A 24,400-nucleotide genomic window follows, 5' to 3' on the forward strand; every position below is an offset into this window, starting at 1 on the left:
ATCAGGCGCCCGGCAAACTTGCTTCCACATTGCCAAACATGGGAAGGGAGCAAGGAATGTCTTTCAGGAAAGCGGGTTGGTTGGCCGCCTTGGCCGCAGTGACGGTGTCCTTTGCCGCGATCGCGCCGGCCCAGGCACAGCAGAAGCAGACCCTGTTGAACGTGTCCTACGATCCGACGCGCGAACTGTACCGCGCCATCGATGACGCCTTCATCAAGCAATACAAGGAAAAAGCCAACGTCGACCTGACGATCCGCCAGTCGCACGGCGGTTCGGGCCGCCAGGCGCGCTCGGTCATCGACGGGCTGGAAGCCGATGTGGTGACGCTGGCGCTGGCCTACGACATCGATGCCATCGCCGACCGCGGCCTGGTGCCCGAGAACTGGCAGGCGCGCCTGCCGCAGAACAGCTCGCCGTACACCTCGACCATCGTGTTCCTGGTGCGCAAGGGCAACCCCAAGCAGATCAAGGACTGGGACGACCTGGTCAAGGACGGCGTGCAGGTGATCACGCCCAATCCGAAGACTTCGGGTGGCGCGCGCTGGAACTACCTGGCGGCGTGGGCCTACGCGCTGGAAAAGAACGGTGGCAGCGAAGAGAAGGCGCGCGCCTATGTCGGCGACCTGCTCAAGCACGTGCCGGTGCTGGATACCGGCGCCCGGGGCGCCACCACCACCTTCGTCGAGCGTGGCGTGGGCGACGTGCTGCTGGCCTGGGAAAACGAGGCCTTCCTGGCGCTCGAGGAACTGGGGCCGGACAAGTTCGACATCGTGGTGCCGTCGCTGTCCATCCTGGCCGAACCGCCCGTGGCCATCGTCGACAAGATCGTCGACAAGAAGGGCACGCGCGCCGCGGCCCAGGCCTATCTTGAATTCCTGTACACCCCTGCCGCGCAGGAAATCATCGCCAAGAACTACTACCGCCCGATCGACAAGACCGTGGCCGCCAAGTACGAGAGCAAGTTCCCGAAGGTCAAGCTCGTGACCATCGACGACAAGATCTTCGGCGGCTGGCGCAAGGCGCAGAAGGACCACTTCAGCGACGGCGGCACGTTTGACCAGATCTACCAGCCGCAGAACAAGTAAGCGGACCACCAGCGGACGACGGCCATGACTTCAGCCTCGATTCCGACGGCAAAGGGCGCGCAGGCGCCTTTTGCCGTTCGGCGCAACAGCCCGGGCGTGCTGCCCGGTTTCGGCATTTCCATGGGCTACGCGGTGCTCTATCTGAGCGTGCTCGTGCTGATTCCCCTGGCAGCATTGCCGATCAAGAGCGCCTCGCTCGGCTGGCAGGGCTTTTGGGACGCCGTGACGGCGCCACGCGTGGTGGCGTCTTATCAGCTGACCTTCGGCGCGTCGCTGCTGGCCGCGTTGGTGAACCTGGTGTTCGGCACGATCGTGGCCTGGGTGCTGGTGCGCTACCGCTTTCCGGGCAAGAAGATCCTGGACGCACTGGTCGACTTGCCGTTCGCGCTGCCCACGGCGGTAGCCGGCATCGCGCTGACGGCGCTGTATTCCGAGAAAGGCTGGCTGGGCGCGCCGCTGGCCGAGTGGTTCGGCCTGAAGGTGGCGTTCACGCCGCTGGGCATCGTCATTGCGCTGATCTTCATCGGCGTGCCGTTCGTGGTGCGCACGGTGCAGCCGGTGCTGGAAGACGTCGAACGCGAGATCGAAGAGGCGGCGGCCAGCCTGGGCGCCGACCGCTGGCAGACCATCCGGCGCGTGCTGCTGCCGACCATCCTGCCGGCGCTGATGACCGGGTTCGCGCTGGCGTTTGCCCGCGCGGTGGGGGAATACGGATCGGTGGTGTTCATCGCCGGCAATATGCCGATGGTGTCCGAGATCACGCCGCTGCTGATCATCGCGAAGTTGGAGCAGTTCGACTACGCGGGTGCCGCGGCGATCGCGACCGTGATGCTGGTGTTGTCCTTCGTGCTGCTCTTTGTCATCAATCTGCTGCAGGGCTGGCAGGCCCGCCGCGGCCAAGGGAGACAGGCATGAGCGTTGCGGACCGTCCCGCCCACCTGACCGAGCCGCGCTGGGTGCGCGGCATCCTGCTGTTCCTGGCGCTGGGTTTCCTGACGCTGTTCCTGCTGGTGCCGCTGGCCGCCGTGTTCGTCGAAGCCTTCCGCAAGGGCTGGCAACTGTATCTCGATGCCATCGTCGAGCCCGACGCCTGGTCGGCCATCCGGCTGACGTTGCTGGTGGCCGCCATCGCGCTGCCGGTGAACCTGGTGTTCGGCGTGGCCGCCGCCTGGGCCATCACCAAATTCCAGTTCCGCGGCAAGCAGTTCCTGATCACCCTGATCGACCTGCCATTCTCGGTGTCGCCCGTGGTGGCGGGGCTGGTGTTCGTGCTGCTGTTCGGCACGCAGGGCTGGTTCGGCAGCTGGTTGCAGGACAACGACATCAAGATCGTCTATGCCGTGCCGGGCATCATCCTGGCCACGCTGTTCGTAACCTTTCCGTTCGTGGCGCGTGAGCTGATTCCGCTGATGCAGGCGCAGGGCAGCGAAGAGGAGCAGGCCGCGTTGACGTTGGGCGCCAGCGGCTGGCAGATCTTCTGGCGGGTGACCCTGCCCAACATCAAGTGGGGCCTGTTGTATGGCGCGATTCTCTGCAATGCGCGCGCCATGGGCGAGTTCGGCGCGGTGTCGGTCGTGTCCGGCCAGATCCGCGGCCTGACCAACACCATGACCCTGCACGTGGAGATTCTCTACAACGAATACCAGTACTCGGCGGCATTTGCCGTGGCCTCGCTGCTGGCGCTGCTGGCGCTGGTGACGCTGGTGGCCAAGAACGTGGTCGAGTGGCGCAATGCGCGCTACCTGCGGGCCGCCGAACTGCCGGTCGAGTATCCCGGGCCCGCGACGGCCATCAAGCCGGCCGCCGCCTGACGCGGCCGGCCAGACGGAGACAAGCATGAGCATCGAAGTTCGCAACCTATCCAAGCGTTTCGGCCAGTTCCGGGCGCTGAACGACGTATCCCTGCACATCGAGACGGGCGAGCTGGTGGCGCTGCTGGGGCCTTCGGGCTGCGGCAAGACCACGCTGCTGCGCATCATTGCGGGGCTGGAATCGGCCGACAGCGGCAGCGTGCTGTTTGCCGGCGAGGACGCGACGTCCGTGGACGTGCGCCAGCGCCAGGTGGGATTCGTATTCCAGCACTACGCGTTGTTCAAGCACATGACCGTGTTCGAGAACGTGGCCTTTGGACTGCGGGTCAAGCATCGTTCGCAACGGCCCGCGGAAGACCAGATCCGGCGCAAGGTGCATGACCTGCTGGGGCTGGTGCAACTGGATTGGCTGGCGGACCGCTACCCGGCCCAGCTGTCGGGCGGCCAGCGCCAACGCATCGCCCTGGCGCGCGCCTTGGCGGTGGAACCCCGCGTGCTGCTGCTGGACGAGCCGTTCGGCGCGCTCGACGCCAAGGTGCGCAAGGAGCTGCGTCGCTGGTTGCGCCGGCTGCACGACGAACTGAATGTGGCCAGCGTGTTCGTCACGCACGACCAGGAAGAGGCGCTGGAGGTGGCCGACCGGGTGGTGCTGATGAATGCGGGCAAGATCGAACAGGTGGGCACGCCGCGCGAAGTCTGGGAAGAGCCGGCCACGCCGTTCGTCTACGGCTTTCTGGGCGACGTCAATCAGCTTCAAGGCGTGGCCAGCCGGGGCGTGTGGGAAGGCGCGGGCCTGTCGCTGCCGGCGCCCGAGCTGGCGCAGGCCGAAAACCAGCGTGCCACCGCCTATGTGCGGCCGCATGAACTGGATATCGAACGCTATCAGGCCGGCGGTGCCGGCATCCCGGTACGCCTGGCCCATGCCTATCTGGCCGGTCCCAGCGCCTATCTGGAACTGACGCGCCAGGACTCCGACGCCATCATCGAGGCCGAGGTGCCCGAGCACCTGTACCGGGAATTGGGCCTGAAAGATGGCGAAACCTTGTTGGCCCGTCCGCGGCGGGCACGCATTTTTGCGGTGCAATCATGACCACGACCGAACTGTCTTCGCAGGCCGGGCTGGATGCCGATCCGGTGCTGGCGGCGCGCTGGGCTGAACTGACGTCCCGCCTTGCGGCTATCCCACAGCGCTATCCCGACGCTGCGCTGGCCTCGTCCCTGGCGGCCGAGGACATGGTGCTGACGCACGCCATCTATGAATCGGGGCTGGACCTGGAGGTCTTCACGCTGGACACCGGCCGCCTGCACGCCGAAACGCTGGGGGTGCTGGATGCCGTGCGCCAGCGCTATGGGCGCGACGTCACCGTGTATCGGCCGGTGGCGGCCGCCGTCGAGCAGCACGTGGCCGAGCACGGCGCCTTTGCCTTCTACGAAAGCGTGGACCTGCGCAAAGCCTGTTGCCAGATTCGCAAGGTCGAGCCGCTCAAGCGTGCGCTGGCCGGCCGGGGCGCCTGGATCACGGGCCAGCGGCGGGCGCAGTCGACCACGCGCGGCGAACTGCACCTGGAAGAAGACGACAAGACCTTCGGTCTCTACAAGTTCAACCCGCTGGCCGACTGGAGCGAAGCGGATGTCTGGGGCGTCATCCGCGCCCTGGGCATTCCCTACAACCCGTTGCACGACCAGGGCTATCCGTCCATCGGCTGCGAACCCTGTACCCGCGCGATCCGTCCGGGCGAAGACCTGAGGGCGGGGCGGTGGTGGTGGGAGTCGTCGGACTCCAAGGAATGCGGCCTGCACGCAGGCAACCGGGTCATCAGCGTCGTGCCGGAACGCGCGTGACGCTCGCCACCCATCAGAAATCTGTTTTAGGGGAATACCTATGTCCGCAGTGATCCAACGCAGCCACCTGGACTGGCTGGAATCGGAAGCCATATTCATCATGCGCGAGGTGGCCGCCGAGAGCGAAAAGCCCGTGCTGCTGTTTTCGGGCGGCAAGGACTCGGTGGTGCTGCTGCGCCTGGCCGAGAAGGCCTTTCGCCCCGGGCGCTTCCCGTTTCCGTTGATGCACATCGACACCGGCCACAACTTCGACGAGGTCATCGCCTTTCGCGATGCCCGCGCCGCCGAGCTGGGCGAGACGCTGATCGTGCGCAGCGTGGAAGACTCGATCAAGCGTGGCAGCGTGGTGCTGCGCCGCGAGACCGATTCGCGCAACGCGGCCCAGGCCGTGACGCTGCTGGAGGCGATCGAGGAATTCGGCTTTGACGCCTGCATCGGCGGCGCCCGCCGCGACGAGGAAAAGGCGCGTGCCAAGGAGCGCATCTTCTCGTTTCGTGACGAGTTCGGCCAATGGGACCCGAAGGCCCAGCGCCCGGAACTGTGGAGCCTGTTCAACACGCGGGTGCATCGCGGCGAGAACATGCGGGTGTTCCCGATCTCGAACTGGACCGAACTGGACGTCTGGCAATACATCCAGCGCGAGCAGCTGGCCCTGCCGCCCATCTATTTCAGCCATGAGCGCGAGGTGATCCGGCGCAAGGGCTTGCTCGTGCCCGTGACGCGCCTGACGCCGCCGCAGGACGGCGAGACGGTCGAGCGCCTGCCGGTGCGGTTCCGCACGGTGGGCGATATCTCCTGCACCTGCCCGGTGGCGTCCGACGCCGCCGACACCGCCGCCATCATCGCCGAGACGGCCGTGACCGATATCACCGAGCGCGGCGCCACGCGCATGGACGACCAGACTTCCGAGGCCTCGATGGAGCGCCGCAAGAAAGAAGGCTATTTCTGATTGCACGAGCGGCCGGCGCAGCGCCGGCCACAGGGGACGCACATGAATGCAGTAAACGATTCTTTTCTTTCGGGCGCCGGCACGGGCGTGCTGCGCCTGATCACGGCCGGTTCGGTCGACGACGGCAAATCCACGCTGATCGGCCGCCTGCTGTATGACAGCAAGGGCGTGTTCGCCGACCAGCTGGATGCGATCTCGCGCGCCAAGTACAAGCGCGTGGCCGAAGGCGGCATCGACTTCTCGCTGCTGACCGATGGCCTGGAGGCCGAGCGCGAGCAGGGCATCACGATCGACGTGGCCTACCGCTACTTCTCGACGCCCGCCCGCAAGTTCATCATCGCCGACGCGCCGGGCCACGAGCAGTACACCCGCAACATGGTGACGGGCGCGTCCACGGCGGACGTGGCGGTGATCCTGATCGACGCCACCCGCGCAGCCGATGGCAAGCTCTTGCCGCAGACCAAGCGCCACAGCACCATCGCTCGCCTGCTGGGCATCCGCCACATCGTGGTGGCGGTCAACAAGATGGATCTGGTGGACTGGGACCGCGCGGTGTTCGAGCGCATCCGCGACGCCTATGCCGACCTGGCGGGCAAACTCGGCATCGCGCACTTCGATGCGCTGCCGCTGTCAGCGCTGAATGGCGACAACGTGGTGACGCTGTCGGACAAGACGCCCTGGTACACGGGGCAGCCGCTGCTGACGCTGCTGGAATCGCTGGACCTGTCCGGCGATGGCCGCAGCGGCCCGCTGCGTTTTCCGGTGCAATGGGTGGCGCGCCACGATGGCGATCGCAAGGACGACTTCCGCGGCTATGCGGGCCGCATCGCCAGCGGCGTACTGCGTCCGGGCGACGAGATCGCCGTGCAGCCGTCGGGTGTGACGGCGCGCGTGCGCGAGGTGCGCGTGTTCGACCGCGTGCTCGATGAAGCGGTGGCCGGCGATTCGGTCACCTTGGTGCTGGACCGTGATGTCGACGTGTCGCGCGGCGACGTGATCGTGCACGCGCAGGCGCAAGCGCAAGTCGCGCGCGAGTTCGAAGCCGAGCTGTGCTGGCTCGACACGCAGCCGCTGAATCCTGCGCGCAAGTATTTGCTCAAGCATGGCACGCGACTGACATCGGCGAAGATTCGCGCGGTGCTGTCTCATCGCGATATCCACGAACTGCAGGAAGTGCAGAACACGGAAGGCACGCTGCGCATGAACGACATCGGTCGCGTCACGTTCACTACGCGTGAAGCGTTGGCGGTCGATCGATACGACGATGTGGCAGCGACCGGCGCCTTCATTTTGATCGACGAGGCCACGCATCAGACGGCGGCGGCGGGCATGCTTCGGTAAACCGCAGGAGGGCCGGAAAACAACGCCCCAAGGGTCGTGAAATGGGGTGTTGTTTTTATTCCAAACCTAATGCTGGTGCGGGTTTCCGGGCGATATCGCAAGATGAAATCGAATTCTCCGGACGGCGTCTTCGTCTTGCGGTAAAGTGGGGCTGTCTTACGAAAAGGCTTTTGGTGCTTGTCAAAACCACTGTGTTTTTGTACAGTAGTTTTCATGGCACGCACCGATCATTCTTTTCCCGCCGGTTCTGGGTCCCCGGCTGCCGCCCCCGCCGCCTTGCGCGGTCGGGGTGCGGTTACTAATGTTCGGCATCGCTTTCAGCGCGATGACCGCGTGCAGGTCGACGACGGCTGGTCCGCTTCGGGTCTCCCGGCTGATTTCGTCGATGCTGTCCCCGATATTTCCCCCAAAGTCATTCCCATCCTGCCCGACGCCCGACTGGCGCCCGCGGCCCCCAAGACGACCGTCACTGCCGAAGAAGCCCGCAAGATCCTGTCGCGCAATGATTCGCCCGACATTCCCTTCGACGTGGCAGTCAACCCGTACCGCGGGTGCGAACACGGCTGCGTCTACTGCTATGCCCGGCCCACCCATTCCTACCTGGGCTATTCCCCCGGGCTGGACTTCGAAACCCGCCTCGTGGCCAAGGCCAATGCGGTCCAGGCGCTGCGGGCCGAAATCAGCCGGCCGGGGTACAAGCCGTCGCCCATCAATATCGGGTCGGCTACCGACGCCTACCAGCCCATCGAGCGCGATTGGCGCCTGACGCGCGGCATGCTCGAACTGATGCTGGAAACCCGGCACCCGGTCACCATCGTCACCAAGAACGCGCTGGTCGCCCGTGACCTGGACCTCCTGGCTGCGCTGGCCGAACAGAAGCTGGTGGTGGTCTACATGAGCATCACCACGCTGGACGCCGGCATGGCCCGCACGCTGGAACCGCGCGCCGCCGCGCCCTGGCGCCGCCTGGAAGCCGTGCGCAACCTCACGGACGCCGGCGTGCCGGTCGGGGTGCTGGTGGCGCCCGTTATCCCGTTCATCAACGACGACGCCATGGAACACATCCTGCAGGAATCCAAGGCGGCCGGCGCGCATTACGCCAGCTACACCGTCATCCGGCTGCCCTGGGAAGTCAAAACCCTGTTCGAAGACTGGCTCAACGCACACTACCCGGATCGCGCCCAGCGCGTGCTGCACCGCATCGAAGACCTGCGCAATGGCCGCCGCAACGATCCCAACTTCGGCTCGCGCATGCGCGGCACCGGCATCTGGGCCGACCTGCTGCGCCAGCGGTTTGCCGTGGCCACCCGCAAGCTGGGCCTGAACCGCCATCGCCTGGCGCTGGATACCGACCGTTTCCAGCCGCCCTTGGCGGCGGGTGGCGCCGACTCCTTGTTTTCGGCGGCCGCCGGTGTGCCCGATTCCCCCGTTTTCCTATCCCCGGTTGGCGCGAAAGCGTCTTCAGGGGTCCCTTTTTCCAGCGTCCCGCCTGCGGGCGGCGCCTTGGTGCGCGGCGAGCGCCAATGGCGCGCCGTGGCTGCCGGGCAGCTGTCCTTATTTGACTGACGCCTGGGTGTCGGACGGCCGCTGTCGTCCGTCTGGCTGGGCCGCTGTTATTACCCGTCGATCCTGACTGTCGTTTTTACCGCGCTACCAAGGAGTTCCTATGAACACCGCTCAACTTTCCGTCCTGCCGGACGATCTTGCCGCCGTATCGCTGACCCCGCTGCGCCGCGCCGTGCAACGCGTCCGGACGTTTGGCGCCCGTTTCAGCGAACTGGCCATGCCCTGGACGGCCGCGCCCGGGGCGGATGGCCGGGTGAGGGATCAGACGCGGAGGGCGGCCGGCGCCGTGCCTGCCGGGACGGCGGGGACTCAGGCCGGCAACGGCAGCCGCAGCGGCACGATGCCGGGCAAGTGGCCTTTTCCGCCGGCATCCGCCGACGTCGCGGCGCCTGCTGCGGGCAACGTCGTACGGGGCCCGCGTGAACGCAGCCTGGGCAACGCCACGGTCGAACCGGTCTCCGATCAGGTCAGCGTCAAGAGCATGGTCGTGGATGTGGTGCTGGTGCTGGCATGGGGCGCAATGATCCCGGCGTTGATGTGGCTGGGCGCGGCCGGCGGATTCTGACTTCGTCGGGTTCAGGTCGAACCCAGCAGCACCACCCCGGCCAGGATCGACAGGCAGCCGGCCAGCCGGCCCGGCCCCACTTTCTCGCGCAGCAGGAACATGCCGGCCAGGGTGCCCAGCATCATCGACATTTCCCGCGCGGGGGCCACCAGGCTCAGTGGCGCGCCATTGCGCAGGGCATACAGCACCAGGATGTAGCCTAGCGGCGACAGCAGGCCCACGGCCAGCGCCAGGTGCCAGTGGCCGCGCATGGATTCCCAGGCCTGGGCGCGTCGGCGCAGCATGTGGGGAGTCATCATGGTGGTGCGGGTCACGCAGGTAAACCAGTCGAACAGCACCGGGCTGATCAACAGCACCTTCACGCCATAGGCGTCCACGACGGTGTAGGCGGCAATGAACAGTCCGATCACCATGCCCCAGCGCACGCCCACCCAGGCCTGGGGGTTGCGGAAAATCGACAGCCGACCTTGCGTGGCGATCAACAGCACGCCGATCACCACGCACAGCATGCCCGCGATGCCGGTGCCCGTGGCGGGTTCGCGCAGCAGCAAAAAGGCGCCGGTGGTCGAGAGCAACGGGCCGGTGCCCCGGGCGATCGGGTACACCACCGACAGGTCCGCCACCTGGTAGCCGCGCTGCAGGCACAGGCTGTAGCCCAGATGCAACAGGCTGGACGTCAAAATGGCCCCCACCACAGGCCAGGTCCATGTCATGCCGTCGTGCAGCAGCACCCACACCACCCAGGGTGCGTACAGCACCGAGGCGCATAGCCCGTAGGCAAACACGAAGGGGGCGCCCACCATGGCCGCGCGCTTGGCGAGTAGATTCCACGTTGCGTGGGCCATCGCCGCCAGGACGACCAATATCAGGGACGAATACGACATGGGGAAAGACAGCGTCTTGTGACGTGTTTGTTACAGGAACCGCTAGGGTACCGCAAAGCGATAGGCAGGCCGCCATGTTACCTGACGCCCCGGGCAAATTTTGGTGTAGAATCATTGGTTTGCCAAATCTCATCCTCTGCTTGCGGTACAAGGCCAATGGGTTTTAACGGCCTAACCAACATCGAACGGCAAAGCGTTTTAGTCCGCAAAGGCACGATGATCTAGGAGTTCTCATGAACCTTATCGCTATCCTGGAACAGGAAGAGATTGCCCGCCTGACCGGCGGCCAAGCCAAGCCTGAATTTGCTCCCGGTGACACCGTCATCGTGAGCGTGAACGTCGTTGAAGGCACCCGCAAGCGCGTGCAGGCCTTCGAAGGCGTCGTGATCGCCAAGCGCAACCGCGGCCTGAACTCCGCGTTCACCGTGCGCAAGATTTCGTCGGGTGAAGCCGTGGAACGTACGTTCCAGCTGTACTCGCCGCAAATCGCCGGCATCGAAGTCAAGCGCCGCGGCGACGTGCGCCGCGCCAAGCTGTACTACCTGCGCAACCGCTCGGGCAAGTCGGCGCGTATCAAGGAAAAGCTGGTCAGCAAGCAAGCCTCGGCGGCTTGATCGCTTATCGGCACACGGCCCTACCAGTGTCGGACGCACACGCCATCCAGCGTTTTCGTTCGGCACGGGTTTCCGGGTTAAAAAGGCACCTGCGAGGGTGCCTTTTTCTTATTGAAAAGCCGAATGTCTGATTCCTCGTCTTCTGCTCGGCCCAGGCGGCCGCTGGCGCGTCCCGGATTCGATCCTGCGTCGCAGCCATGGGTCGTCGCCAACGATTCCCTGCCGGCGGTGCCCGCCAACCTGCTGACCCCTGATCTGCTGCGCGGCACGCTCAGCCAGCCGTCCACCTGGACCCTGGAGCTGTCACGCGACAACGATCTGCGCTATCCCGGCCGCGAAGGCGTGCCCGTGCCGGCTGCCGTGCTGATCCCGCTGGTCACGCGTACCAACGGTGTGCACATCATGCTGACCCAGCGCGCCGCGCACCTGCATGACCATGCGGGGCAGGTCAGCTTTCCGGGCGGACGCATCGAAACCAGCGACGCCACCCCGATTGCCGCGGCGCTGCGCGAGGCGCAGGAAGAAACCGGTTTGCCCGCCAATCACGTCGAAGTGCTCGGCAGCATGCCGCCCTATCTGACGGCGACGGGGTTTTCGATCATTCCGGTGGTGTCGCTCGTGACACCCGGTTTCCAGTTGGCGCCTGATGCGTTCGAGGTGGCCGAGGTGTTCGAAGTGCCGCTGGCATTTCTGATGGACCCGGCCAACCACCGCCTGTACGAGGCGCGGCTGGACGATGGCCGGGTACGCCATTACTACGGCATGCCCTATGGCCGGCACTTCATCTGGGGGGCCACGGCCGGCATGTTGCGCAACCTTTACCACCTGCTGCGCAACGGCTTTCAGCCGCGCTGAAGGACTGTGCGGCCTGCCGCCAGCGTGGCAGGCAGAACTCAGCCGGGATCGACGTGCCAAGGCGTCGATGCGCCCCGGCAGCCGCCGCCGACGGCTTAGTAGCGCTGCTGACCCGCCAGGTTTTCTTCCAGGATGCGCTGGTACAGCGCATAGCGGGCCGGGTCGATCTTGCCCGCTTGCAGCGCCGCGACCACGCCGCAGCCTGGCTCGTGGCGGTGGGTGCAGTTGTAGAAGCGGCAGGATTCGATCGGTAGGGTGAATTCCGGAAAGCCCCGGATGATGTCTTCGCGCGTCAGGTGCTGCAGGCCGAAGGCCTGGAACCCGGGCGAATCGATCAGGTCGCCACCGGGGGCCGGCAGATGATACAGGCGCGTGCTGGTGGTGGTGTGCTTGCCCATGTCCAGCGCCGTGGAGTGTTCGCGCGTGGCGGCCAGGGCGTCGGGGATCAGCGCGTTCAGCAGCGTGGATTTGCCCATGCCGCTTTGCCCCAGCAGCAGGTTGGTGCGGCCCGCCAGGCGCGGGGCCAGCACGGTATGCACTTTTTCGGGTTCGAGCGCGCTCAGCTCGACGATGTCCACGCCCAGCGCGGCGATGGGCGCAAGGCGCGCGCGGGCGGCGGGCAGGGCGTCGACGAGGTCGGTCTTGTTCAGGATGATCAGCGGGGCGATGCCGGCGCTCCAGGCGCCGGCCAGCGCGCGGCCGGTCAGGTCGTCGGAAAACGTGGGTTGTACCGCGACGACGATCAGCAACTGGTCGACGTTGGACGCAAATTGCTTGGAGCGCATTTCGTCTGACCGGTACAGCAGGTTGCGCCGCGGCAGGATGGCGTCGATGGCGCCTTCGTCCTGGCCCTGGGGCGTGATGCGGACCCGGTCGCCGACGGCGGCGCCGGCCTTCTTGCCCCGCGGGAAGCACTTGCGCAGGCTGCCGTCGGCGAGTTCGACGGTGTAGTGGCGGCCGTGGGCGGCAATGATGCGGCCTTCGTTGGCCGTGTTGGCCGGTGCGCTGTCTTGCGGCGCGCTGGCGAAGGTGGCTTTGGAGCGGTCGGACAGGCTCATGCCGCGTGCGCCGTCAGGTGGCGGATGCGCACGGCGGCGGGGGGATGGCTATCGTAGAAGGCGGAGTGCACGGGATCGGGTGTCAGGGTGGCGGCGTTGTCGTCGTAGAGCTTGACCAGGGCGGATACCAGGCGGTCGGGCGAGCTTTGCTCGGCCGCATAGCGGTCGGCTTCGAATTCGTCGCGGCGCGAATACCAACTGGCCAGCGGGGTGAAGATGAAGGTGAAAACGGGAATGGCCAAAAAGAACAGCAGCAGCGCCATGGCATCGTTGCGCCCGCCCAATTGCGGCAGCACGCCCAGCCCTTCATAGAACCAGGGCTGTTGCGACACCCAGCCCAGGATGGCGAAAAAGCCCAGGGCGGCGGCAAAGCTGAACAGGATGCGCTTGATGATGTGGCGCTTGGCGAAATGGCCCAGTTCGTGGGCCAGCACGGCTTCGATTTCGTCGGCGTTCAGGCGGGCCAGCAAGGTGTCGAAGAACACGATGCGGCGCGAGCGGCCAAAACCTGTGAAATAGGCGTTGCCATGCGCCGAGCGGCGTGAGCCGTCCATGACGAACAGGCCATTGAGCGCAAAGCCGCAGCGCTGCGCCAGGCGCTGGATGCGGCCGGCCAGTTCGGGGTCGGACAGCGGCGTGAATTTGTTGAACAGCGGCGCGATGAACATCGGGTAGATGATGAGCAGTGCCAGGTTGAAGGCGGTCCAGAGGGCCCAGGCCCATACCCACCAGTACTGCCCGGCGCTGCCCATCAGCCAGAGCACCGCGGCGGCCAGCGGCAGGCCCAGCACGGCGGCGACGAGCAAGCCCTTGAAGGCGTCGGACAGGAACAGTTCGGGCGTCATGCGGTTGAAGCCGAAGCGGGCTTCGAGCTTGAACTGGCGCCACAGCGTGAAGGGCAGGCCCAGCAGGCCGAGCAGCAGCGCCACGGCGACCAGCAACAGCATCTGGCGCAGGAAGTCATTGCTGGTAAGCTGGCCGACCAGGAGATCAATCGCCTGCAGCCCGCCCATCAGCGTCAGGCCCACCAGCAGGATGGCGTCGTAGGTGCGTTCGAGCATGCCCAGCTTGACCCGGGCCACCGTGTAGTCCGCCGCCCGCTGGTGGCTGGCCAGGCCGATTCGGTGCGAGAATTCAGGCGGCACCTGGTCGCGGTTGCGCGCCACGTGGCGGATCTGCCGGGTGGCCAGCCACATGCGCACGGCGATATCGGTCAGCAGGAAGGCAACGAACAGCAGTGTGAACATGGGCAATGCGGCAGGCTCAAGTAGGTATGTGCGAAAATCGCGTGTTTTATAGGCAAATTATATGGCTGTGAACGAAAACCGCCTGGTCTGGCTCGACATGGAAATGACGGGCCTGGACCCTGAAAAAGAACGCATCATCGAGGTCGCCGTGGTGGTGACCGAAGCCGACCTGACCGTGGTCGCCGAAGGCCCCGTGCTGGTGGTGCACCAGCCCGACAGCCTGCTCGACGCCATGGACAACTGGAACAAGTCCACCCACGGCAAGAGCGGCCTGATCGACAAGGTGCGCGCGTCGACGATTTCCGAATACCAAGCAGAGGATACGCTGTTGGCGTTTCTTGCGCAGCACGTGCCGGCCGGCAAGTCGCCCCTGTGCGGCAACACCATCAGCCAGGACCGCCGTTTCATGTTTGCTTACATGCCGCGCCTGGAACAGTTCTTCCATTACCGCAACCTGGACGTCAGCACGCTGAAGGAATTGGCGCGCCGCTGGGCCCCCGCGGTATACAAGGGGTTCGAGAAGAAAAGCCGCCACGAAGCGCTGGCCGACATCTACGAATCCATCGACGAACTCAAGTACTACCGCGAGCATTTCCTCAAGGTGTAAGCCTCATGGCGTCCTTTCCCGTTACCCAGATACGCCAGGCCGAACAGCTGGCCTTGGCGCAGGGGCGGGAACTGATGCCCATTGCGGGCGCCGCCGCGGCCGACTTCATCGCCTCGCGGTTTGCCCCGCCCGATCGGGTGCTGGCGCTGGCCGGCCCCGGCAACAACGGCGGCGATGCGCTGACCGCGGCCACGCGGCTCAAGGCGCTCGGCTTCGCGGTGGATGTGGTCATGCCGGCCGGATCGGGCGCCTTGCCGCCTGATGCCGCCCGCGCCTGGCAACAGTGGTGCGATGCCGGCGGCGCGGCGCTCGCCGTCTTGCCCGACCCCGACCCCGACCTCAACCGTTACGCCGTCATCATCGACGGTCTGTTCGGCATTGGCCTGAACCGTCCCCTGGAAATCTCCTGGCAGGTCCTGATCGACCGCGTCAATGCGGGCGCTGCGCCGGTGCTGGCGCTGGATGTGCCCAGCGGCATCGATGCGGATACCGGCCGGGCGCTGGGCCGGCCCGTGCGCGCCCGCTGGACGCTGTGCTTCATTGCCATGGCGCGCGGGTTGGAGGCGCCGGGAGAGGGCCGTGATGCGGCGGGTGAATGCCACGTGCATGATCTGGGCGTGGCAATGCCGCCGCCCGCGACCACGGGCTGAACCGTTGCCGCTCGCGTGCGCCGGTCAGGCGGCTTGCGGTCGTCCGCCGAAGCGCGACTCGCCTTCGGCCTTCAGGGGCGTGTAGCGCGCGTTGTCCTTGCCCGCCAGGGCGTCCAGGTGGGCTTCCGAGGCATCGAAGACCCGCCAATAGATGCGCCCGCACAACTCGCGCGCCGCGTGGCCCGGCCAGTTGTCCGGCAGCATGGGCGTGGGCAGTTGGGGGTCATGCAGCACGATCCGGCGCCAGCTATGCAGCAGCAGCACGCGTGCAATGAATGCCTCGGCGGGCGCCGGGGCGTCTTCCAGCAGCTTTTCCAGCGGACCGAAATTCTTGATGAATTGCCGGTATTGCTCGGCCACGTCGTCCAGGTTCCAGCATTGCGAGGCCAGGCTGGCGATGGGCAGGCCGCCCGCCCCGGCCAGGTCGCGTGCGGACAGCACCAGGGCGCGGTCGGGGATACCCAGCTTTTCCAGGATTTCGTGCGCCGCGCGGGCCTCGGTATGCGGATGGGCGAACAGGCCCGGCGCGATCATGCCGAAGCCTTCCCAGACCAATTCGCGGCGCAGCTCGGCGCGCTCGGCCAGGCCGTTGCCGGTGCGGGGCAGGGCCACCAGCGTCCATTCCCCGTTCCAGTCACGCGGAGCGCCCTCGTAGATGCGCTGCGAGGCGTGCGCGGTATGGCGTGCGCCGTGTTCGGAAATCAGGTAGAGGCTTCGCCGGCCGTGGCGTTCGGACTGCAGCCAGTTCTGCGCCACCAGCCGGAAAACGCTGGTGCGCAGCAGGCGTTCGTTGATGCCCAGGGGGGCCAGCAGCTCGATCAGGTCGCCCAGCCAGATGGCGCCGCCATGCAGCGTCAGGGCGTCTCCCAAGAGGCTCACGCACAGGGATTTGGCCCGCGGCGGATCGTTCTTGATCAAGCGTGACAGGTAGCGGTCCAGGGGCGACTGAGGGTTTGCCATAAGGGGGGCCAGGGACGGCCGGTATCGGGATCCTCGATATGATACATAAATCCAATGTGATACAGATTTGAGTTTGACAATGGTTTTTTTGTATTAAATAATCCACCTATGACATGACGGCACTGCGCGACGTTTGCTTTGCGTTTGCGCAAACCGTCTCAAGGAGACAACCATGTACGCTCAACTCGTCGAAACCGGCGTCAAGCAGGTCAAGACCGCGGACCAGCTCGAAGGCCCGGAACAGACGTTCCAGCGCCGCATCGACGATGGCGTGCGGATCGAGGCCAAGGACTGGATGCCCGAGGCCTACCGCAAGACGCTGGTGCGCCAGATCTCGCAGCACGCGCACTCTGAAATCGTCGGCATGCTGCCCGAAGGCAACTGGATCACCCGCGCGCCATCGCTCAAGCGCAAGGCCATCCTCCTGGCCAAGGTGCAGGACGAAGCCGGCCACGGGCTCTACCTGTACAGCGCCGCCGAAACCCTGGGCGTGTCGCGCGACGACCTGATCGACGACCTGCACGCCGGCCGCGCCAAGTACTCCAGCATCTTCAATTACCCCACGCTCAGCTGGGCTGACATCGGCATGATCGGCTGGCTGGTCGATGGCTCGGCCATCATCAACCAGATTCCGCTGTGCCGCTGTTCCTATGGCCCGTACGCGCGGGCCATGGTGCGCGTCTGTAAGGAAGAGTCCTTCCACCAGCGCCAGGGCTACGACCTGCTGATGCAGATGTGCCTGCACGGCACGCCCGAACAGAAAGCGATGGTGCAGGACTCCCTGAACCGCTGGTGGTGGCCGGCGCTGATGATGTTCGGCCCCTCTGATGCCGACTCGCCCAACAGCGCCCAGTCGATGGCCTGGAAGATCAAGCTCTTCTCCAACGACGAACTGCGCCAGAAGATGGTCGACCAGACCGTGCCGCAAGCCGAATTCCTGGGCCTGACCGTACCGGATCCCGAACTGAAGTGGAACGCCGAACGCGGCCACTACGACTTCGGCGAAATCGACTGGTCCGAGTTCTATGCGGTGCTCAAGGGTAATGGCCCCTGCAACCGCGAGCGCCTGGCCGCGCGCGTCAAGGCGCACGAAGAGGGTGCCTGGGTGCGCGACGCCCTGGTCGCCTACGCCGACAAGCAGGCCGAACGCAAGGCCGCCTGAACCCGGCCGGGCCCGCCCCGGCGTCTCCACCCCGTCACCCATTCATACCCGGGCGCCGCGCGCCCGGCATTCGAGGATATCCATCATGAGCAAAGACTGGCCTCTGTGGGAAGTGTTCATCCGCAGCCAGCACGGCCTGGCGCACAAGCACGTGGGCAGCCTGCACGCCCCCGATGCGGAAATGGCGATCAACCACGCCCGCGACGTCTACACCCGCCGCAACGAAGGCCTGAGCATCTGGGTCGTGCGCGCCGCCGATATCTCGGCCAGCAGCCCCGGCGACAAGGACCCCCTGTTCGAACCGGCCAACAGCAAGGTCTACCGGCATCCCACGTTTTTCCCGATGCCCGAAGAAATCAAGCACATGTAAGGCGGCGGGGGAGACATGGACAAGACTTTCTTTGAATACCTGCTGCGCCTGGGCGACAGCTCGCTGATCCTGTCGCAGCGGCTGGGCGCCTGGACCGGGCACGGCCCCATCCTGGAAGAAGACCTGGCGCTGACCAACACGGCGCTGGATTTGCTGGGCCAGGCCCGCATGTGGCTGACGCTGGCCGGCGAAGTCGAAGGCGCCGGCCGCGACGAAGACGCGCTGGCGTATCTGCGCGACGCCCACCAGTTCCACAATCCGCTACTGGTCGAGCGGCCCAATGGCAACTACGCCGACACCATGGCGCGCCAGTTCCTGTTCGACGTGTGGCACTACTTCCTGCTGCAGCGCCTGGCCGAGTCGGCCGACGAGCGCGTGGCCGCCATCGCCGCCAAGTCGCTCAAAGAGGTCACCTATCACGTGCGGCGTTCGTCCGACATGGTGGTGCGCCTGGGCGACGGCACCGACGTCAGCCATGCCCGCATGCAGGCGGCCATCGACGACGCCTGGCGCTTCACCGGTGAACTGTTCGCCGACGATGCCATCGACCAGGACATGGCGGCGCGCGGCATCGGCTGTGAACTGGCGGCCCTGCGCGCCCCCTGGGAACAGCATGTGCGCGAAGTGCTGCAAGAGGCCACCCTGACGGTGCCGGATGCTGCGGCCGCGGACCACCTGGCCTACCGGGGCGGCCGGCAAGGCAAGCACACCGAAGAACTGGGCTACCTGCTGGCCGAAATGCAGTTCCTGCCGCGTGCCTATCCGGGAGCCTCCTGGTGAACGCGCTGGCGCCCATGTCCATCGACCAGGTCTACGCCTGGCTGCAGGAGGTCCCCGACCCGGAGATTCCCGTGCTGTCGGTGGTCGACCTGGGCGTGGTGCGCGAGGTGTCCTGGGACGGGCAGGCCTGTGTGGTCGTCATCACGCCCACCTATTCCGGCTGCCCCGCGATGCGCGAGATTACCGAAGACATCCGCCAGGTGCTGGCGCGCCACGGCATCGGCGAGGTCCGCGTGCAGACCCGCCTGTCGCCCGCCTGGACTACCGACTGGATGAGCGAAAAAGGGCGTGCCGCGCTCAAGGGCTACGGCATCGCCGCGCCCGCGCAGCAGGCCATCGACATCTCGGGCATCAGCCGGCGCGCCGCCGGCCCGGCCATCGAGTGCCCGCGCTGCGGTTCGCGCGATACGCGCCTGGTCAGCAATTTCGGCTCGACGTCGTGCAAGGCGCTGTATCGCTGCGTCGCCTGCCGCGAGCCCTTCGATTATTTCAAGACTCACTGAGCGTGGTTTCCCATGAGCCTGAACCAATTCCATTCCCTGAAGGTGGCCTCGGTGGCGCGCAACACGCGCGATGCGGTGGTCGTCACCTTTGACCTGCCCGACACGCTGGCCGATGAGTTCGCCTTCCTGCCCGGGCAATACCTGACGCTGCGTACGCAGTTGAACGGTGAAGAACTGCGTCGTTCGTATTCGATCTGTTCGGCGCCGCGCGACAAGCTCTTGCGCGTGGCCATCAAGAAAGTCGACGAAGGCGCGTTTTCGAGCTGGGCCAACCATGAACTGCAACCGGGCCAGACGCTGGAAGTGATGGCGCCGGCCGGCAACTTCACCGTCGACTTCTCGCCCGAGAACACACGGCACTACGTGGCATTCGCGGTGGGCAGCGGCATCACGCCGGTGTTCTCGCTGGTCAAGACCGCGCTGTCGACCGAACCCCACAGCAAGTTCACGCTGTTCTTCGGCAACCGCGCCTCGTCGGCCGTGCTGTTTCGCGAAGAAATCGAAGACCTGAAGAACCTGTACATGGAACGGTTCTCGCTGGTCTACGTGATGAGCCGCGAAACCCAGGACATCGAGCTCTTCAACGGCCGCCTGGATGGCGACAAGGTCGACCAGCTGATGTCGGCCTGGATGAGCCCCGAGGATATCGATTACGCTTTTGTGTGCGGTCCGCAGACCATGACCGAAAGCGTGGTCGAGCGCCTGCAGGCTCGCGGCATCTCGAAGGCGAACATCAAGTTCGAACTGTTCGGCGCGCCCAAGGGCCCGCGGGCGTTGCGCACCGGGCAGGAAGCCCGCCAGGCCCCCGGCAAGGGGCAGTGCGAGGTGACCGTGGTGCAGGACGGCCACAGCCGCAAGTTCGTCATCGACAAGAACAAGGACAGCGTGCTGGATTCGGCGCTGGCGCAAGGCATCGAGCTGCCGTATTCGTGCAAGGGGGGGGTGTGTTCCACCTGCCGTTGCAAGGTGGTGGAAGGCGAAGTCGACATGGATGCCAACTTCGCCCTCGAAGATTACGAGGTGGCCCGGGGTTTCATCCTGAGCTGCCAGAGCTTTCCGGTTAGCGACCGCCTGGTCATCGATTTCGACCAGGAAACCTGACCGCCGCGAGACAAGTCATCGGTTCCGGCCGGTCTGGCCGGGCAGAGAATATTCAATATTTGGAGAGACGCAGTGTCCCAGAAATTCTTCGAACGCCATCAAGCCCTGCTGGAACAGGCCCTGGCCGCCGCCTCGCTGCGCGGCTACTGGAGCCCGTTCGCCGAATCCCCCAGCCCCCGCAACTACGGCGAAACCGCCAACGATGACGGCCGCGCCGCCTTCGAAGCGTTGCAGGGCAAGCCGTTTCCGCTGACGCAGCACGATGCCGACGGCACCGTGGGCGGCGAAAAGTCCCCCTACGGTTTCGACCTGGGCATCACCTATCCCCACGTGCCGGCCCCCAAGCTGGTCGCTGCCGCCAAGCGCGCGCTGGCCGACTGGCGCCGCGCCGGCCCGCAGGCCTGGGTGGGCGTGTCGCTCGAGATCCTGGCCCGCCTGAACAAGCTCAGCTTCGAGATGGCCTACGCGGTGCAGCACACCACCGGCCAGGGCTTCATGATGGCCTTCCAGGCCGGCGGCCCGCACGCGCAGGATCGCGGCTTTGAAGCCGTGGCGTATGCCTGGCAGGAAATGTCGCGCATTCCGGGCGTGGCCATCTGGGAAAAGCCGCAAGGCAAGAACGAGCCGATCCGCATGGAAAAGCACTTCACCGTGGTGCCGCGCGGCGTGGCCCTGGTGATCGGCTGCTCGACCTTCCCGACCTGGAACGGCTATCCGGGCCTGTTCGCCAGCCTGGCCACCGGCAACACCGTCATCGTCAAGCCGCACCCGGGCGCGATCCTGCCGCTGGCACTCACCGTGAAAGTGGCGCGCGAAGTGCTGCAGGAAGCCGGTTTCGATCCGGACGTGGTGCAACTGGCCGCGCATGCTGCCGACGAAGATACCGCCCGCCAGCTGGCGCTGGACCCGGCCGTCAAGATCATCGACTTCACCGGCAGCACCGCCAATGGCGACTGGCTCGAGAACAACGCCCGCCAGGCGCTGGTCTACACCGAGAAGGCCGGCGTCAACCAAGTCATCATCGATTCCGCCACCGACCTGAAGGGCGTGGCGCGCAACCTGGCGTTCTCGCTGGCCCTGTATTCGGGCCAGATGTGCACCGCGCCGCAAAATATCTACGTGCCGCGCGACGGCATCCAGACGCCCGAAGGCCGGGTCAGCTTCGATGAGGTCGCCGCCGCCCTGGGCGCCGCGGTCGACAAGCTGGGTGCCGACGCCGCCAAGGCCGTGGAACTGACGGGCGCGATCCAGAACGAAGGCATCGTGGAACGCATCGAAAAGGCCCGCGCCCTGGGCATGCCGGTGGTGGCCGACAGCCGCGCGCTGGTCCATCCCCAGTTCGAGAACGCCCGCGTGCGCACGCCGCTGGTGCTGCGCACCGAAGCCGGCAACGCCGCCATCAGCCAGGAATGGTTCGGCCCGATCGCCTTCGTGGTGGCCACCGATTCCACCGCGCACAGCATCCAGCTGGCGCGCGACAGCGTGATCCAGCACGGCGCCTTGTCGCTGTCGGCCTACACCACCAACAACGAGGTGGCTGAGCAGGTGCAGGACGCCGCCGAAGAATCCGGCGTGTCGCTGTCGTTGAACCTGACGGGCGCGGTCTTCGTCAACCAGACGGCCGCCTTCAGCGATTTCCACGGCACCGGCGCCAACCCGGCGGCCAACGCGGCGCTGTCCGACACGGCCTTCGTCTCGAACCGCTTCCGCGTGGTGCAGACCCGCCGTCACATCTAAGCGGCGGACCCGGACATGAACTATCAAGACATTCAGTTCGAACTTGCCAACGGCATTGCGCGCCTGACGCTGAACCGCCCGGACAAGCTCAACAGCTTCACCGCCAACATGCACGGCGAAGTCGCCCACGCCCTGACGCGCGTCGAAACGGAAGGTGCGCGCGTGCTGGTGCTGACCGGCGCCGGCCGGGGTTTTTGCGCCGGCCAGGACCTGAGCGAGCGCAAGCCCGCCCCGGACGGCACGCCCCCTGACCTGGGCGAGACCGTCGAGAAGTTCTATGGCCCGCTGGTGCGCCGCCTGAACGCCTTGCCGCTACCCGTGGTGGTGGGCGTCAATGGCGTGGCGGCGGGGGCGGGCGCCAACCTGGCGTTCGCCGGTGACATCGTCATCGCCAAGGAATCGGCCAACTTCATCCAGTCGTTCTGCAAGCTGGGCCTGATCCCCGACACGGGCGGCACGTTCGTCCTGCCGCGCCTGGTGGGCCGTGCGCGCGCCATGGGGCTGGCGATGCTGGGCGACAAGCTCAGTGCGCGCCAGGCCGAAGCCTGGGGGCTGATCTGGCAGTGCGTCGCCGACGACGCGTTCGATGCCACGCTTGATCAGCTGGCGCAGCATTTCTCGCGCGCCCCGACCAAGGGTCTGGCCTTCACCAAGCGGGCCCTGCAGGCCAGTCTGGACAACGACCTGGCGACCCAGCTGGACCTGGAACGCGACATGATGCGCGAACTGGGCCGCAGCGCCGACTACGCCGAAGGCGTGGCGGCCTTCCTGGGCAAACGCGAACCGCAGTTCAAGGGGCAATGATGAGCACGCACGTTCCGCCTGTCGAGGTGCCGGCCGATCCCCAGGAACTGGCGCAGGCCGTGGGCACGGTGATGTACGCCGGCGACGCCGCGTCGCAAGGCCTGGACATGAAGGTCGAGGAAATGGCGCCGGGCTACGCCCGCCTGACCATGCGGGTGCGTCCCGACATGCTCAACGGTCACAAGACCTGCCATGGCGGTTTCATTTTCGCCCTGGCCGACAGCGCCTTTGCCTTTTCCTGCAATTCGCGCAACGTCAGCACCGTGGCCTCGGGCTGCACCATCGACTACCTGGCGCCGGGCTTCGAAGGCGATCTGCTGACGGCGGTGGCACAAGAGCGTTCGCTGGCCGGGCGCACCGGCGTCTACGACGTCACCGTGACCAACCAGGATGGCCGCAACGTCGCGTTGTTCCGCGGCCGTTCGTACCGGATCAAGGGGCAGATCGTCGGCACGCCCGCCGAAGGCTGAACCCGCCCATCCACCCAATACAAGGCCGCCGGACGAGGCGCGCGCGGACGGAATCCGCGTCGCCCGGACCGGCGTAAAGAGAATTCCAGGAGAGAGATAACCATGTCCAACACCATGAGCAAGCCGGGGCTGGACCCCATCGAGCATGCCAGCCAGGACGAACTGCGGGCGCTGCAGCTGCAGCGCCTGAAGTGGTCGGTCAAGCATGCCTACGACAATGTGCCGCACTACAAGAAGGCCTTCGACGAGGCCGGCGTGCACCCGGACGATCTGAAGCAATTGTCCGACATCGCCAAGTTCCCCTTCACCACCAAGAAGGAACTTCGCGAGAACTATCCGTTCGGCATGTTCGCGGTGCCGCGCGAGCGCATCTCGCGCATCCACGCGTCCAGCGGCACGACGGGCAAGCCCACGGTGGTCGGCTACACCAAGGGCGACCTGGACAACTGGGCCAACCTGGTGGCGCGCTCGATCCGCGCGGCCGGCGGCAAGCCCGGCGACACGGTGCACGTGGCCTACGGCTACGGCCTGTTCACGGGCGGCCTGGGGGCGCATTACGGGGCCGAGCGCCTGGGGTGCACGGTCATCCCGATGTCCGGCGGACAGACGGAAAAGCAGGTGCAGCTGATCAACGATTTCCGTCCGGACATCATCATGGTCACGCCCTCCTATTTCTGCAATATTCTCGAAGAACAGCGCCGCCAGGGCATTGATCCGCGTCAAAGCTCGCTGCGCATCGGCATCTTCGGCGCCGAACCCTGGACCGGCCAGATGCGTGCCGACATCGAAGCCGAAGCGGGCATCGACGCCGTCGACATCTACGGCCTGTCCGAAGTGATGGGCCCCGGCGTGGCCAGCGAGTGCGTCGAGACCAAGGACGGCCCGGTCGTCTGGGAAGACCATTTCTACGCCGAGATCATCAATCCGGACACGGGCGAGCCCGTGGCGGACGGCGAGCCGGGCGAACTGGTGTTCACCTCGCTCACCAAGGAAGCGATGCCCATCATCCGCTACCGTACCCGCGACCTGACCCGCCTGTTGCCGCCGACCGCGCGCAGCATGCGCCGCATCGGCAAGATCACCGGCCGCAGCGACGACATGCTGATCGTGCGCGGCGTGAACATGTTCCCGACGCAAGTCGAGGAACTGGTCCTGAAGATCGCGCAACTGGCGCCGCACTACCAGTTGGTGCTGTCGCGCACCGGCAATATGGATGAACTCGAGATCCTGACCGAAGTACGCGCCGAGTTCTCCAGCCTGTCGGACGCGGAACGCGCCGCCCTGGGCAAGCAATTGCAGCATGCGGTCAAGACGCACATCGGCGTCAGCGCCCGCATCCAGGTGTCGGAATCGGGCCACGTCGAACGCACCTTGACGGGCAAGGCGCGTCGTGTGATCGACAAGCGGCCCAAGGGCTGAGGCGGGCGCCGCGCACAGGC

Annotated in this window: 26 protein-coding genes; 22 read left to right on the forward strand and 4 right to left on the reverse strand. The window is 66.0% G+C overall.

The features are described from left to right. Positions 1 to 56 precede the first annotated feature (56 nt). The 9 genes from ACUDP5_RS07460 to ACUDP5_RS07500 all read left to right on the forward strand — a co-directional run bounded on the left by ACUDP5_RS07460 (position 57) and on the right by ACUDP5_RS07500 (position 9,159). On the forward strand, positions 57 to 1,085 hold the full coding sequence (locus ACUDP5_RS07460; protein ID WP_445658474.1) for a sulfate ABC transporter substrate-binding protein: 1,029 nt from the start codon (positions 57 to 59) through the stop codon (positions 1,083 to 1,085). A 24-nt stretch (positions 1,086 to 1,109) separates the two neighbouring features. Continuing rightward, positions 1,110 to 2,000, forward strand: coding sequence for a sulfate ABC transporter permease subunit CysT (gene cysT / locus ACUDP5_RS07465; RefSeq protein WP_263910710.1), 891 nt, complete (start codon positions 1,110 to 1,112; stop codon positions 1,998 to 2,000). Next, positions 1,997 to 2,896, forward strand: a complete 900-nt coding sequence (gene cysW, locus ACUDP5_RS07470; RefSeq protein ID WP_263910711.1) for a sulfate ABC transporter permease subunit CysW — start codon at positions 1,997 to 1,999, stop codon at positions 2,894 to 2,896. The genes cysT and cysW overlap by 4 nt, the downstream gene beginning before the upstream one ends. 25 nt (positions 2,897 to 2,921) lie before the next feature. Then, entirely contained in the window at positions 2,922 to 3,986 is a 1,065-nt protein-coding gene (locus ACUDP5_RS07475; RefSeq protein WP_263910712.1) for a sulfate ABC transporter ATP-binding protein, read from the forward strand. Beyond that, a complete protein-coding gene (locus ACUDP5_RS07480) occupies positions 3,983 to 4,738 on the forward strand; it encodes a phosphoadenylyl-sulfate reductase (protein ID WP_263910714.1) in 756 nt (251 codons plus the stop codon). Before ACUDP5_RS07475 ends, ACUDP5_RS07480 begins: the two co-directional genes overlap by 4 nt. Positions 4,739 to 4,778: 40 nt before the next feature. Then, a complete protein-coding gene (cysD, locus tag ACUDP5_RS07485; RefSeq protein WP_263910716.1) occupies positions 4,779 to 5,687 on the forward strand; it encodes a sulfate adenylyltransferase subunit CysD in 909 nt (302 codons plus the stop codon). A gap of 42 nt (positions 5,688 to 5,729) precedes the next feature. Then, positions 5,730 to 7,028, forward strand: coding sequence for a GTP-binding protein (locus ACUDP5_RS07490; RefSeq protein WP_263910718.1), 1,299 nt, complete (start codon positions 5,730 to 5,732; stop codon positions 7,026 to 7,028). A 213-nt stretch (positions 7,029 to 7,241) separates the two neighbouring features. Continuing rightward, the gene (locus ACUDP5_RS07495; RefSeq protein ID WP_445658475.1) at positions 7,242 to 8,594 is read left to right on the forward strand and encodes a PA0069 family radical SAM protein; all 1,353 of its coding nucleotides are present in this window, start codon (positions 7,242 to 7,244) and stop codon (positions 8,592 to 8,594) included. Between the two features lie 100 nt (positions 8,595 to 8,694). Next, on the forward strand, positions 8,695 to 9,159 hold the full coding sequence (locus ACUDP5_RS07500) for a hypothetical protein (RefSeq protein ID WP_445658476.1): 465 nt from the start codon (positions 8,695 to 8,697) through the stop codon (positions 9,157 to 9,159). A gap of 11 nt (positions 9,160 to 9,170) precedes the next feature. Here the strand turns inward: ACUDP5_RS07500 and ACUDP5_RS07505 are convergent, their stop codons facing one another. Continuing rightward, entirely contained in the window at positions 9,171 to 10,043 is an 873-nt protein-coding gene (locus ACUDP5_RS07505; RefSeq protein ID WP_445658477.1) for an EamA family transporter, read from the reverse strand. A 233-nt stretch (positions 10,044 to 10,276) separates the two neighbouring features. Between ACUDP5_RS07505 and rplS the strand changes: the two genes are divergently transcribed. Then, positions 10,277 to 10,657: a 50S ribosomal protein L19 gene (rplS, locus tag ACUDP5_RS07510; protein WP_006218237.1), complete on the forward strand. Its 381-nt coding sequence runs from the start codon at positions 10,277 to 10,279 to the stop codon at positions 10,655 to 10,657. Between the two features lie 123 nt (positions 10,658 to 10,780). After that, a complete protein-coding gene (locus ACUDP5_RS07515; protein ID WP_445658478.1) occupies positions 10,781 to 11,512 on the forward strand; it encodes a CoA pyrophosphatase in 732 nt (243 codons plus the stop codon). 95 nt (positions 11,513 to 11,607) lie between these two features. Here the strand turns inward: ACUDP5_RS07515 and rsgA are convergent, their stop codons facing one another. Both rsgA and ACUDP5_RS07525 read right to left on the reverse strand, forming a co-directional pair. After that, a complete protein-coding gene (gene rsgA, locus ACUDP5_RS07520; protein ID WP_445658479.1) occupies positions 11,608 to 12,570 on the reverse strand; it encodes a ribosome small subunit-dependent GTPase A in 963 nt (320 codons plus the stop codon). Continuing rightward, a complete protein-coding gene (locus ACUDP5_RS07525; RefSeq protein ID WP_263910727.1) occupies positions 12,567 to 13,817 on the reverse strand; it encodes a M48 family metallopeptidase in 1,251 nt (416 codons plus the stop codon). The genes rsgA and ACUDP5_RS07525 overlap by 4 nt, the downstream gene beginning before the upstream one ends. Positions 13,818 to 13,878: 61 nt before the next feature. Between ACUDP5_RS07525 and orn the strand changes: the two genes are divergently transcribed. Beyond that, a complete protein-coding gene (orn, locus tag ACUDP5_RS07530) occupies positions 13,879 to 14,424 on the forward strand; it encodes an oligoribonuclease (protein WP_263910728.1) in 546 nt (181 codons plus the stop codon). A gap of 5 nt (positions 14,425 to 14,429) precedes the next feature. Further along, positions 14,430 to 15,074 carry an NAD(P)H-hydrate epimerase gene (locus tag ACUDP5_RS07535; RefSeq protein WP_445658480.1) on the forward strand — a complete coding sequence of 215 codons (645 nt, stop codon included), beginning with the start codon at positions 14,430 to 14,432 and terminating at the stop codon, positions 15,072 to 15,074. A 24-nt stretch (positions 15,075 to 15,098) separates the two neighbouring features. On the opposite strand, the gene paaX is transcribed toward ACUDP5_RS07535, so the two are convergent. Then, a complete protein-coding gene (paaX, locus tag ACUDP5_RS07540; RefSeq protein WP_263910731.1) occupies positions 15,099 to 16,034 on the reverse strand; it encodes a phenylacetic acid degradation operon negative regulatory protein PaaX in 936 nt (311 codons plus the stop codon). 172 nt (positions 16,035 to 16,206) lie between these two features. On the opposite strand from paaX, the gene paaA reads away from it, so the two are divergent. The 9 genes from paaA (at position 16,207) to paaK (ending at position 24,380) form a co-directional block, all read left to right on the forward strand. Continuing rightward, positions 16,207 to 17,196: a 1,2-phenylacetyl-CoA epoxidase subunit PaaA gene (gene paaA / locus ACUDP5_RS07545; RefSeq protein WP_263910732.1), complete on the forward strand. Its 990-nt coding sequence runs from the start codon at positions 16,207 to 16,209 to the stop codon at positions 17,194 to 17,196. An 85-nt stretch (positions 17,197 to 17,281) separates the two neighbouring features. After that, positions 17,282 to 17,566: a 1,2-phenylacetyl-CoA epoxidase subunit PaaB gene (paaB, locus tag ACUDP5_RS07550; RefSeq protein ID WP_175195307.1), complete on the forward strand. Its 285-nt coding sequence runs from the start codon at positions 17,282 to 17,284 to the stop codon at positions 17,564 to 17,566. A 15-nt stretch (positions 17,567 to 17,581) separates the two neighbouring features. Next, complete coding sequence (gene paaC, locus ACUDP5_RS07555) at positions 17,582 to 18,346, forward strand: 1,2-phenylacetyl-CoA epoxidase subunit PaaC (protein WP_263910734.1); 765 nt, start codon at positions 17,582 to 17,584, stop codon at positions 18,344 to 18,346. Positions 18,347 to 18,360: 14 nt separating this feature from the next. Continuing rightward, a complete protein-coding gene (paaD, locus tag ACUDP5_RS07560) occupies positions 18,361 to 18,849 on the forward strand; it encodes a 1,2-phenylacetyl-CoA epoxidase subunit PaaD (protein ID WP_263910785.1) in 489 nt (162 codons plus the stop codon). A gap of 12 nt (positions 18,850 to 18,861) precedes the next feature. Then, positions 18,862 to 19,950 carry a 1,2-phenylacetyl-CoA epoxidase subunit PaaE gene (gene paaE / locus ACUDP5_RS07565; protein WP_445658481.1) on the forward strand — a complete coding sequence of 363 codons (1,089 nt, stop codon included), beginning with the start codon at positions 18,862 to 18,864 and terminating at the stop codon, positions 19,948 to 19,950. A 72-nt stretch (positions 19,951 to 20,022) separates the two neighbouring features. Beyond that, positions 20,023 to 21,687, forward strand: a complete 1,665-nt coding sequence (paaN, locus tag ACUDP5_RS07570; RefSeq protein ID WP_445658482.1) for a phenylacetic acid degradation protein PaaN — start codon at positions 20,023 to 20,025, stop codon at positions 21,685 to 21,687. A gap of 15 nt (positions 21,688 to 21,702) precedes the next feature. After that, the gene (paaG, locus tag ACUDP5_RS07575; protein WP_263910738.1) at positions 21,703 to 22,491 is read left to right on the forward strand and encodes a 2-(1,2-epoxy-1,2-dihydrophenyl)acetyl-CoA isomerase PaaG; all 789 of its coding nucleotides are present in this window, start codon (positions 21,703 to 21,705) and stop codon (positions 22,489 to 22,491) included. After that, positions 22,491 to 22,961 (forward strand): hydroxyphenylacetyl-CoA thioesterase PaaI, encoded by a 471-nt coding sequence (gene paaI / locus ACUDP5_RS07580; RefSeq protein WP_263910740.1) that lies wholly within the window; start codon positions 22,491 to 22,493, stop codon positions 22,959 to 22,961. Before paaG ends, paaI begins: the two co-directional genes overlap by 1 nt. 102 nt (positions 22,962 to 23,063) lie before the next feature. Next, positions 23,064 to 24,380, forward strand: coding sequence for a phenylacetate--CoA ligase PaaK (gene paaK / locus ACUDP5_RS07585; RefSeq protein WP_263910741.1), 1,317 nt, complete (start codon positions 23,064 to 23,066; stop codon positions 24,378 to 24,380). Positions 24,381 to 24,400: the final 20 nt, after the last annotated feature.

It is taken from the genome of Achromobacter sp. NCFB-sbj8-Ac1-l, from assembly GCF_052695805.1.

Coding starts and splice junctions, on each gene's coding strand:
- cysD (WP_263910716.1), top strand. CDS start 4,779: ATGTCCGCAGTGATCCAACGCAGCCACCTGGACTGGCTGGAATCGGAA.
- ACUDP5_RS07490 (WP_263910718.1), top strand. CDS start 5,730: ATGAATGCAGTAAACGATTCTTTTCTTTCGGGCGCCGGCACGGGCGTG.
- paaC (WP_263910734.1), top strand. CDS start 17,582: ATGGACAAGACTTTCTTTGAATACCTGCTGCGCCTGGGCGACAGCTCG.
- paaA (WP_263910732.1), top strand. CDS start 16,207: ATGTACGCTCAACTCGTCGAAACCGGCGTCAAGCAGGTCAAGACCGCG.
- ACUDP5_RS07505 (WP_445658477.1), bottom strand. CDS start 10,043: ATGTCGTATTCGTCCCTGATATTGGTCGTCCTGGCGGCGATGGCCCAC.
- paaK (WP_263910741.1), top strand. CDS start 23,064: ATGTCCAACACCATGAGCAAGCCGGGGCTGGACCCCATCGAGCATGCC.
- ACUDP5_RS07515 (WP_445658478.1), top strand. CDS start 10,781: ATGTCTGATTCCTCGTCTTCTGCTCGGCCCAGGCGGCCGCTGGCGCGT.
- paaD (WP_263910785.1), top strand. CDS start 18,361: ATGTCCATCGACCAGGTCTACGCCTGGCTGCAGGAGGTCCCCGACCCG.
- ACUDP5_RS07525 (WP_263910727.1), bottom strand. CDS start 13,817: ATGTTCACACTGCTGTTCGTTGCCTTCCTGCTGACCGATATCGCCGTG.
- ACUDP5_RS07475 (WP_263910712.1), top strand. CDS start 2,922: ATGAGCATCGAAGTTCGCAACCTATCCAAGCGTTTCGGCCAGTTCCGG.
- paaB (WP_175195307.1), top strand. CDS start 17,282: ATGAGCAAAGACTGGCCTCTGTGGGAAGTGTTCATCCGCAGCCAGCAC.
- paaG (WP_263910738.1), top strand. CDS start 21,703: ATGAACTATCAAGACATTCAGTTCGAACTTGCCAACGGCATTGCGCGC.
- ACUDP5_RS07480 (WP_263910714.1), top strand. CDS start 3,983: ATGACCACGACCGAACTGTCTTCGCAGGCCGGGCTGGATGCCGATCCG.
- paaX (WP_263910731.1), bottom strand. CDS start 16,034: ATGGCAAACCCTCAGTCGCCCCTGGACCGCTACCTGTCACGCTTGATC.
- paaI (WP_263910740.1), top strand. CDS start 22,491: ATGAGCACGCACGTTCCGCCTGTCGAGGTGCCGGCCGATCCCCAGGAA.
- rsgA (WP_445658479.1), bottom strand. CDS start 12,570: ATGAGCCTGTCCGACCGCTCCAAAGCCACCTTCGCCAGCGCGCCGCAA.
- ACUDP5_RS07535 (WP_445658480.1), top strand. CDS start 14,430: ATGGCGTCCTTTCCCGTTACCCAGATACGCCAGGCCGAACAGCTGGCC.
- orn (WP_263910728.1), top strand. CDS start 13,879: ATGGCTGTGAACGAAAACCGCCTGGTCTGGCTCGACATGGAAATGACG.
- ACUDP5_RS07460 (WP_445658474.1), top strand. CDS start 57: ATGTCTTTCAGGAAAGCGGGTTGGTTGGCCGCCTTGGCCGCAGTGACG.
- cysW (WP_263910711.1), top strand. CDS start 1,997: ATGAGCGTTGCGGACCGTCCCGCCCACCTGACCGAGCCGCGCTGGGTG.
- ACUDP5_RS07495 (WP_445658475.1), top strand. CDS start 7,242: ATGGCACGCACCGATCATTCTTTTCCCGCCGGTTCTGGGTCCCCGGCT.
- cysT (WP_263910710.1), top strand. CDS start 1,110: ATGACTTCAGCCTCGATTCCGACGGCAAAGGGCGCGCAGGCGCCTTTT.
- ACUDP5_RS07500 (WP_445658476.1), top strand. CDS start 8,695: ATGAACACCGCTCAACTTTCCGTCCTGCCGGACGATCTTGCCGCCGTA.
- rplS (WP_006218237.1), top strand. CDS start 10,277: ATGAACCTTATCGCTATCCTGGAACAGGAAGAGATTGCCCGCCTGACC.
- paaE (WP_445658481.1), top strand. CDS start 18,862: ATGAGCCTGAACCAATTCCATTCCCTGAAGGTGGCCTCGGTGGCGCGC.